7 protein-coding genes are annotated in these 8488 nt (G+C 65.0%); 5 read left to right on the top strand and 2 right to left on the bottom strand.

What is annotated here, in order from left to right:
• Positions 1-791: 791 nt before the first annotated feature.
• The gene (locus ACDC67_RS12290; RefSeq protein WP_376693540.1) at positions 792-1880 is read right to left on the bottom strand and encodes a PQQ-dependent sugar dehydrogenase; all 1089 of its coding nucleotides are present in this window, start codon (positions 1878-1880) and stop codon (positions 792-794) included.
• 95 nt (positions 1881-1975) lie between these two features.
• Between ACDC67_RS12290 and ACDC67_RS12285 the strand changes: the two genes are divergently transcribed.
• Entirely contained in the window at positions 1976-2470 is a 495-nt protein-coding gene (locus ACDC67_RS12285) for a hypothetical protein (RefSeq protein ID WP_376693539.1), read from the top strand.
• Here ACDC67_RS12285 and ACDC67_RS12280 read toward each other — a convergent pair.
• The gene (locus ACDC67_RS12280) at positions 2401-3033 is read right to left on the bottom strand and encodes a transglycosylase SLT domain-containing protein (protein ID WP_376693537.1); all 633 of its coding nucleotides are present in this window, start codon (positions 3031-3033) and stop codon (positions 2401-2403) included. The genes ACDC67_RS12285 and ACDC67_RS12280 overlap by 70 nt on opposite strands.
• A gap of 114 nt (positions 3034-3147) precedes the next feature.
• Here ACDC67_RS12280 and ACDC67_RS12275 point away from each other — a divergent pair, with 114 nt between their 5' ends.
• From ACDC67_RS12275 to ACDC67_RS12260, 4 genes are all read left to right on the top strand, one after another.
• Positions 3148-4827 (top strand): ABC1 kinase family protein, encoded by a 1680-nt coding sequence (locus ACDC67_RS12275; protein ID WP_376693535.1) that lies wholly within the window; start codon positions 3148-3150, stop codon positions 4825-4827.
• A 63-nt stretch (positions 4828-4890) separates the two neighbouring features.
• Positions 4891-5274 (top strand): DUF6394 family protein, encoded by a 384-nt coding sequence (locus tag ACDC67_RS12270; RefSeq protein ID WP_376693533.1) that lies wholly within the window; start codon positions 4891-4893, stop codon positions 5272-5274.
• A 15-nt stretch (positions 5275-5289) separates the two neighbouring features.
• Complete coding sequence (locus ACDC67_RS12265) at positions 5290-6981, top strand: NAD-binding protein (RefSeq protein ID WP_376693531.1); 1692 nt, start codon at positions 5290-5292, stop codon at positions 6979-6981.
• 22 nt (positions 6982-7003) lie between these two features.
• Entirely contained in the window at positions 7004-8434 is a 1431-nt protein-coding gene (locus tag ACDC67_RS12260) for a pyridoxal phosphate-dependent decarboxylase family protein (protein ID WP_376693529.1), read from the top strand.
• The last annotated feature ends 54 nt before the right edge of the window (positions 8435-8488 follow it).

Below are 8488 nucleotides of genomic sequence, written 5' to 3'. Positions count from 1 at the left end.
TGAAAAGCGCTTTTTCGTATCTTTTTTCGCTTTGGAAAAAAGGTACTCGCCGAAAGCGCCTGCGAAGCAGGCCGGGCGAAACCGCAGTTGACTTGTCGAGGCCCGCACCGCGACCGGTGCCGCTAACCAGCCCCACACCCAAAGCGGTTTTCCCTGACTCCCGACTCCCGACTCCCGACTCCCGACTCCCGAGTCCCGAGTCCCGAGTCCCGAGTCCCATTATATCAATGAGAAGCGTAGGATGCGTGGAGCGAAGCGCAACGCATCGGCCGATGCGTTACGGCCCTACGGGCCTCCACGCATCCTACGCGCCTGGATCAAGCCTCCGCGCGCGCAGCGCGCCACCTTCGAAGCCGAGCCGTCCTCGTGCGGGCTTCGTCCCATTCCCGCCAGCGCCACCGGATCCTCCGACCGAGTCTTCGCGAAGCCCGCTGCGCGAAGGGGCCAGCCACCTCCCCATGTCAGTCCTGAAACCCCGGATCGTGGGACTTTGACTTTGAAAAGCGCTTTTTCGTATCTTTTTTCGCTTTGGAAAAAAGGTACTCGCCGAAAGCGCCTGCGAAGCAGGCCGGGCGAAACCGCAGTTGACTTGTCGAGGCCCGCACCCCGACCGGTGCCGCCAACCGGCCCCACACCCAAAGCGGTTTTCCCTGACTCCTGACTCCTGACTCCCCAGTCCCCAGTCCCCAGTCCCTAGTCCCTAGTCCCTAGTCCCTAGTCCCTAGTCCCTAGTCCCTAGTCCCTAGTCCCTAGTCCCTAGTCCCGAGTCCCGAGTCCCGAGTCCAATTAGATCAACGAGATACACGCAAAACCTCACCGGATGCCTCATCCGTGAGCACATACAGCGCTCCATCCGGTCCCACCCGCACGTCGCGCAGGCGTCGGTCGATCTCCAGCCCGAGCGGCTCGTCGGAGACGACCTCGTCGCCGTCGAGCACGATGCGGCGGATGGTTTTCTCGACCAGGCTGGCCACGAAGAGGTCACCCTGCCATTCGGGGAACATTTCGCCGTCGTAGCGGCTCATGCCGGCCGGGGCGATGGACGGGGTCCAGTCGATCAGGGGGTCGGTCATGTCGGCTCGGGTGGTGAAGGGGGTTACGCGCGCTCCGGAGTAGTCCACGCCGTAGGTGGCGATCGGCCAGCCGTAGTTGGTGCCGGGTTCGATCCGGTTGAATTCGTCGCCGCCGCGCGGGCCGTGTTCGTGCGACCAGATGCGTCCGCTTGCAGGCTCGACCACTAGGCCCTGCGGGTTGCGATGGCCCCAGGAATAGATCTCCGGCAGCGCGTCTTCCCGTCCCGTGAAGGGGTTGTCTGTGGGCACGCTACCGTCATCGTTGATTCGGATGATCTTGCCCAGGTGGCTGTCGAGGTGCTGCGCGTGCTCGCGGTAGTCGAACCCGTCGCCGACGCTGACCAGCAAGGTGCCGTCGGGCAGGAAGGCCATGCGGCCGCCGTAGTGGACGGGCGTGTCCTTGTTCGGCTGCGCGGTGAACAGGACCTCCTCGTCGATCCAGCGTCCTTCGGCGAGCCGGCCGCGGACAACGCGCGTTGCGTTGGCCGAAGGCGTGCCGTGGGCCAGGGTCAGGTAGATCCAGCCGTTGTCGGCGTAGTCGGGATGCAGCGCCAGGCCCATCAGGCCGCCCTGGCTATTGGCGTGCACTCCCGGCGTCCCTGCGACAGGGTCTTCGATCAGTTGGCCGTCGGCCTCGATAAGGCGCAGGCGACCCGGGCGCTCGGTGACCAGCGCGCGACCGTCAGGCAGGAAGGCCAGGGACCAGGGGTGTTCGAGCGGCCCGGCGAAGGATTCGACCTCGAGTTCCTTCGCGGCAATACCGGCGGGCAGCAAAATGAGCAGGAACAGTGAAAGAATCCGGGTCATTCGGGTCTCCTGGACAGGCATGTTGAACGCAAGATAGCAGACCGCGGCGGTGGTACTGGTAATCTGTCGGGGTCTTTTCCTGCAAGGCGATATCGATGAAGGCGCTCAAGTGGTTTCTGGCCTGGCTGGCCGCGGTGTTGGTCACCGCCGGTCTGGGCAGCGTTATCCAGACGCAGCTCAATCTCGCCCGTATTGCCGAGCTTGGGGCGCCTGTGGGGGTCTCCGAGCGGCTGGAAACGACGCTTCACGACCTGGTCGGTTTCGCCCCGCTCTGGGCCATCATCGTCGCGGCCGCGATGCTGGTGGCGCTACCGGTTGCCGGCGGCCTGGCGCGCCGCTGGCCGACCTTGTCCACGGGCTTGTTCGTGCTTGCGGGATTCCTGGCGCCCCTGGTCGCGCTTCTGGTCATGGACGGCATGCTGCCGATTACACCGATCGCCGCCGCGCGCAGTCTTTCCGGACTGCTTCTACTCAGCCTGCCGGGCGCTGTCGGCGGCTGGCTGTACGCCCGCCTGTTCGTTCAGCGGCAGAAGGGCCAGATTTTCCACCAGGCCGCGCAACGGAGCCCTTCCTCGCAGGCGGGCAGCTGACGGGCATAGCGATCGGCCCGGTCGGCGACCTCGCGAGCGGTCTGCTGGACCTTGGGCTTGTCGCGCCAACTGCCGCGTTCGTAGCCGGTACGGCCCTCGTGATAGGCCAGGTAGAGCCTGTAGGCATCGTTGCGGGCGATTCCCAGGTGACGGTGGCTGGTGTAGTTGTACCAGCCGATGAAATCCAGCGCGTCGGCCATGTCGGAGCGGCTGGTGAACCAGGCCGACTGACCCGTCATTTCGAGGTATTCCTTCCAGGCCGGATCCTGGGCCTGGGCGTATCCGGCCGCCGAGGAGGGGCGCCGCCAGGGAATGAAGCCCAGCAGCTTGGTGCGCTCGGGTCTGACGCGCGCCCGGAACGAGGATTCGCGCTGGACGATGGCCATCTGCACCGCGATCGGAACGCCCCAGCGGCGCTCGCTGTTGTGCGCGTGATCGTACCAGCCTGGCTCCTGCTCGAAGATCTCGCACAGGTTGTCCTGGCGCTCCGGCGGGGTGGTGGCGCAGCCGATCAGTCCCAGCACGCATGCGATGACAATCAGGAATCGAATGGAGGAGGGCATGCCCGGGATTCTACCGTGCGCCGCCTTGTCGTTGCGATGCTTTGCATCGGCAACGCGCGGCGAATACTCGTCTGATCGGCTACCCTAGGCACTGATTTCGAACGGATGGCAAGCATGCTCTGGCAGGCACTCAGCGCGGCGCGCGATATCGGCCGCATGCAGGATATCGCCTCGGTCCTGATTCGCTACGGTTTCGGCGACATCGTGCAGCGGGTCGGCATGGCCGGTGCCCTGCAGCGTGCCGGCAAGGTCCTGCACTGGAAAGAAGGTGAGGAGCTTGCGAATTTGAAGCCGCCCGAGCGCGTGCGTCGGGTGCTGGAGGAACTGGGCCCGACTTTCGTCAAGCTCGGCCAGGTACTGTCCACGCGTGTCGACCTGTTCGGGCCGGAGTGGCTCGATGAGTTCGGCAAGCTTCAGGATCATGCCCCGGCCGTCGAATGGGACAAGATCGAGGCGCAGCTGACCGAGGATCTCGGCGCCCCGCCGGACGAAGTCTTCGAGCACGTCGAGCGCGAGCCCCTGGCTGCGGCGTCACTCGCCCAGGTGCATCGCGCCTGGCTCGAGGACGGCACCGCAGTCGCGCTGAAAGTGAGGCGGCCCGGCATCAAGTCGGTGATCGAGGCGGACCTGCGCCTTCTCAGGCGCCTGGCGGAGATCCTGGAGTCTGAAGCGAGCGAGTTGCGCCACTACCGGCCCCGGCTGCTGGTGCGACATTTTGCCCGCTCCCTGCGCCTCGAGCTGGACTTCGTTGCCGAGTGCCGCAATGCCGAACGCATCGCCGACGGGCTCGAGGCGGACTCGGGCATTGTCGTGCCCGACGTCTTCTGGGAGTGGAGCGGAGAGCGACTGAACGTGCAGGCCTGTCTGGAAGGGATACCCGGCCGGGATCTCGAAGCGGTGGATGAAGCGGGTCTGGACCGCCACGAGATTGCCTTGCGGGGTACCCGCGCCATCTTGCTGATGATCCTGGAAGAAGGTTTTTTCCACGCCGATCCGCACCCCGGCAATATCCTCTACCTGCCGGACAACCGCATCGGCCTGCTCGACTTCGGTATGGTCGGGCGGCTTTCGGAACAGCGCCGCCACGAGGTCGCCGAGCTGCTGCACGGCCTGGTAGCCCGCGATGCGGAGAATGCGGCGACTATCCTGCTGGCATGGAGCGAGGACGACGAGGTCGACGAGGAGAAGCTGGGTGAAGACGTCGAGGAGTTCATCGACCATTACCACGGCGTGCCGCTGCAGCAGCTTGATCTGTCGGCCATGATCGGCGATATCACCGCGGTGCTGCGCCAGCACCAGCTGGTCCTGCCCGCCGACCTGGTGCTGATGCTCAAGGCCTTTCTCACGCTCGAGGGCATGGGTCGGCGCCTCGATCCCGACTTCGACATGGCCGGTGAGGCGGCACCGATCATCGAGGAAGTGCTTCGCCGTCACTATGCGCCGGTCAACCTGGCCCGGCGCATGCGCAAGAGTGCGCTGCAGACGCTGCGCCTGCTCGGCGACCTGCCGGCCGACCTCAGCCGACTGCTGCGCAACGCCAGCAAGGGCCGCATCGAGGTGCACGTCGATATCCGCTCTCTCAAGGAAGTCAGCAACCAGCTCGACCAGGCCGCCAGCCGCCTGACCCTCGGCATCGTGACCGCGGCCCTGATCATCGGGTCGGCCATCGTCATGAACGTCCAGGGCGACAAGCAGGCCTTCGGCTTGCCCTTGTTCGGCTTCCTGGGCTTCGTCGGTGCGACGCTCGGCGGTGTCTGGCTGTTGATCTCGATCTGGCGAAGCGGTCGTGATTGAATTGACGCTCTCGTGCCGGTCGGCTAACGTGATCGCTGTGCTCGCTGATCGGCCGGGGATCCCATGAATCCTGAGAAAGTAGTATTCGCGTTCTTCATCCTGCTGGCGTTGACGCTCAACTTCGGCTTCTTCCTCGGCGATATGGACAACCCCGATCACCACAACGCCTACGAGTTGTTCGCCGCCATCGTCGTCAGCCTGATCGCCACGGTCATGAAGCTCGGCGAGCGCACGCACATCGGGGCCGTTCTGCTGGCCTCGAGTCTCGTGGCCGATCTTCATCTCCTGGCCGCGGCGCTGGTCTGGGGCGTGGCCCTGCACATGACCGACGCAGGGCTCACGCCGGCGGTGATGGCGTCCGTGGTCTCGCTCTCCGGCGGTGCGCTGCTGGCCAATATCGTGTCCATGGTCGTGGTGCTGATCGAGACCAACCGCTTCCGGCGCTGAGCCGGATTCCAGGCCATGAGCACACCGCTGTCACTCCTGTTTCAGCGCATGCGGCTGCCGCTGGTCGTGCTGATCGGCGCCTATTCCGTCGCGACAGTGGGCTACACCCTGGTCCCGGGCTTCGACGAAGCCGGCGAGCCCTGGACCATGAGTTTCCTTCACGCCTTTTACGTGGTCAGCTACACCGGCAGCACCATCGGTTTCGGCGAGCTGCCGGCCGAATTCAGCAATGCCCAGCGCTTGTGGACGATCGTGTGTATCTACATGACGGTCTTTGCCTGGCTGTTCGCCATCGGCAGCCTCGTCGGCCTGATCCGAGACGATGCCTTCCACGAAGCGCTGGGGCGGCATCGATTGCAGCGAAGCATCCGCGCCATTCGCTCGCCGTTCTACCTGGTCTGCGGTTTTGGCGGCGGCGGCGCCATGCTGGTGGACAATCTTGTCCAGAGCGGGCGTCGAGTGGTCGTGGTGGACCAATCGGCCGAGGCCATCCGGGACCTCCAGCTGCGCGATTATCCCGTGCTGGTGCCGGGCTTCCGGCTCGATGCCTCGATACCCGAGAGTCTGCTCAAGGCCGGGCTGCAGAATCGCTGGTGCGCGGGCCTGCTCGCGCTGACCGACAGCGATGAAACCAATCTCAAGATCGCGCTGGCCGGCCGCTTGCTGAACCAGAAGCTGCATGTTGCAGCGCGCGCGAAGTCCGAGGCCACGGCCCGGAACATGACCTCCTTCGAAACCGGCTTCGTTGTTCGTCCGGCCGAGGAATTTTCGCGTCGGATCGCCCTGGCCATCACTCGCCCCTGGGCCTATCAACTCTACGAACGCCTGTCGGAAGCCGGCGCGCGCCAGAAATGGGAACCGGATACCCGACTGGACGGCACCTGGCTGGTCTGCGGCCAGGACGATCATGGTCGTCTGCTGGCCGAGCGCCTGCGAAGTGAAGGCGTGACCACGCGGATCATCGCCGTCGAAGATGGCCAGGACGATTGGCCTTCGAGCAGCGTCTTCGGCCCCAGCTCGGAGGCCGCCACGCTCGAAAAGGCGGGTGTCGCGGAGGTGACCGGGCTGGTTGCAGCACACGCGAGTGACGCCGAGAACCTCTCGACCATCATGACTGCACGAATGCTCAACCCCGACCTGCTGGTGATCGCGCGCGAGAACTACCTGCACAATCGTCAGCTTTTCGAGGAGGCGGGAACGCACCTGACCTGTTCGGTCAGCGGAATCATCGCGTCGGCCATTCGCCCCGTGCTTGAAGCGCCGATGGTTCCGGAGTTCATTGACAGCATGCTCGAACACGACGAGGACTGGAACCGGGATTGTCTCGAGCGCCTGCGCAAGCGCATCGGCGACGAACGCGTTCAGTTCTGGAGCAGCCGCGTCAGCGACAAGCGCACGCCGCCGCTGGCCGAAGCGATCGAGGCCGGGAAGACCTTCACGGTCGGGATGCTGACGCTTGATCCCGGCAATCGGGAGGAGAAACTCGATGCCCTGGTCCTGATGGTCATTCGCGATGAGCGGGTGATACTGCTGCCTGATGACGACGAGCCGCTGGCGATGGGTGATCGCATCCTGTTTTGCGGCACGCCGCATTCGGCCGAGCTGATCTGGGCGGTGGCCATGGATCCCGACGTGGCGCACTACCTGCGGACCGGACAGGCCAGGCTCGCCAGGCGGCCCTGGTGGCGCCGGGCCGTGGCCTCCTGACAGATAACCCGGATTCACCAGCATGGACAGCAACGAGTTTCGCCGCCACGCCCACGCCCTGGTCGACTGGATGGCCGACTATATCGACACCATCGAAGACCGGCCGGTCAAGGCGCGAGTGGCGCCCGGCGAGATCACCCAAAGCCTGCCCACCGAAGGCCCGCTGAATGGCGAGGGTATGGAGGCCATTCTCGAAGATTTCCGGGAAATCATCCTGCCGGGCATGACGCACTGGCAGCATCCGATGTTCATGGGCTATTTCCCGGCCAACAGTTCCTATCCCTCCGTGCTCGCCGAAATGCTGACCGCCACCCTGGGCGCCCAGTGCATGAGCTGGGAAACCTCGCCGGCGGCGGCCGAGTTGGAGGGTCGGGTCATGAACTGGCTGCGCGAATGGCTGGGTCTGCCGGCGCAGTTCGAGGGCGTAATCCAGGATACGGCTTCCACGGCCACTCTGTGCGCCTTGCTAAGCGCCCGCGAACGGGCCACCGGCTTCGCCGTCAACGAGCGCGGCTTCGCCGGGCAGGGCGATCAGCGCTTCGCCATCTACTGTTCGACCGAGGCGCACTCTTCGATCGAGAAGGACGTCAAGATTGCTGGCTTCGGCTCGGCTTCGCTGAGGAAGGTTCCGGTCGATGGCGACTTCGCCATGCGTCCGGATGCGCTGGCCGAGCGAATCGAGGCCGACAGGGCCGAGGGCGTGACGCCTTTGTGCGTGATCGCAGCGCTGGGCACGACCAGTTCCACCGCCATCGACCCGATCGATGCCATCGGCGAGGTATGCGCCAGTCACGGCATCTGGCTGCATGTGGACGCGGCCTACGCGGGCACGGCGCTGCTGCTGCCGGAGTTTCGCTGGATGCTCGGCGCGGCGACGAACGTTGATTCCTTCGTCGTCAATCCGCACAAGTGGATGGCCACCAACTTCGACTGCACGGCCTACTACGTGCGCGATGTCGAGGCCCTGGTGCGGACTTTCGAGATCCAGCCCGAGTACCTCAAGACCCGCGCCGATGACCAGGTGCGCAATTACCGCGACTGGGGCATCCAGCTCGGTCGCCGTTTCCGCGCGCTCAAGCTCTGGTTCGTGATGCGCTCGTTCGGGCTCGAGGGACTTCAGGCCATGCTGCGTCGTCATATCGAGTATGGGCAGTGGCTGGCCGAAACCGTCGACGCCGATCAGCGCTTCGAGCGCATGGCGCCGGCGCCGCTGAACTGCGTTTGCTTTCGCTGGCTACCGCCGGGTGAAGACGACGAAGCTGCGATCGAGAAAGCCAACCAGGCCCTGCTGGCCGAGATCCAGGACGGCGGCGATCTGTATCTGACGCATACTCGCCTGGGTGGACGCTACGCGCTTCGGATCGTGCCGGGCCAGACGCGGGTTGAACGTAGGCATGTCGAAGCGGCTTGGGGGGTGGTGCTGAGGGCGGTCGAGAGGCTGGGGGGGCGCTGACCGCGTCTTGGGCAGCGTTGCGCCTCAGATTTTCAAATCCGAAGCACCAGAAGC

The organism is Wenzhouxiangella indolica, from assembly GCF_042310355.1.
Classification (GTDB): Bacteria; Pseudomonadota; Gammaproteobacteria; order Xanthomonadales; family Wenzhouxiangellaceae; genus Wenzhouxiangella.
This window is presented reverse-complemented; position numbering and strand designations above follow the sequence as displayed.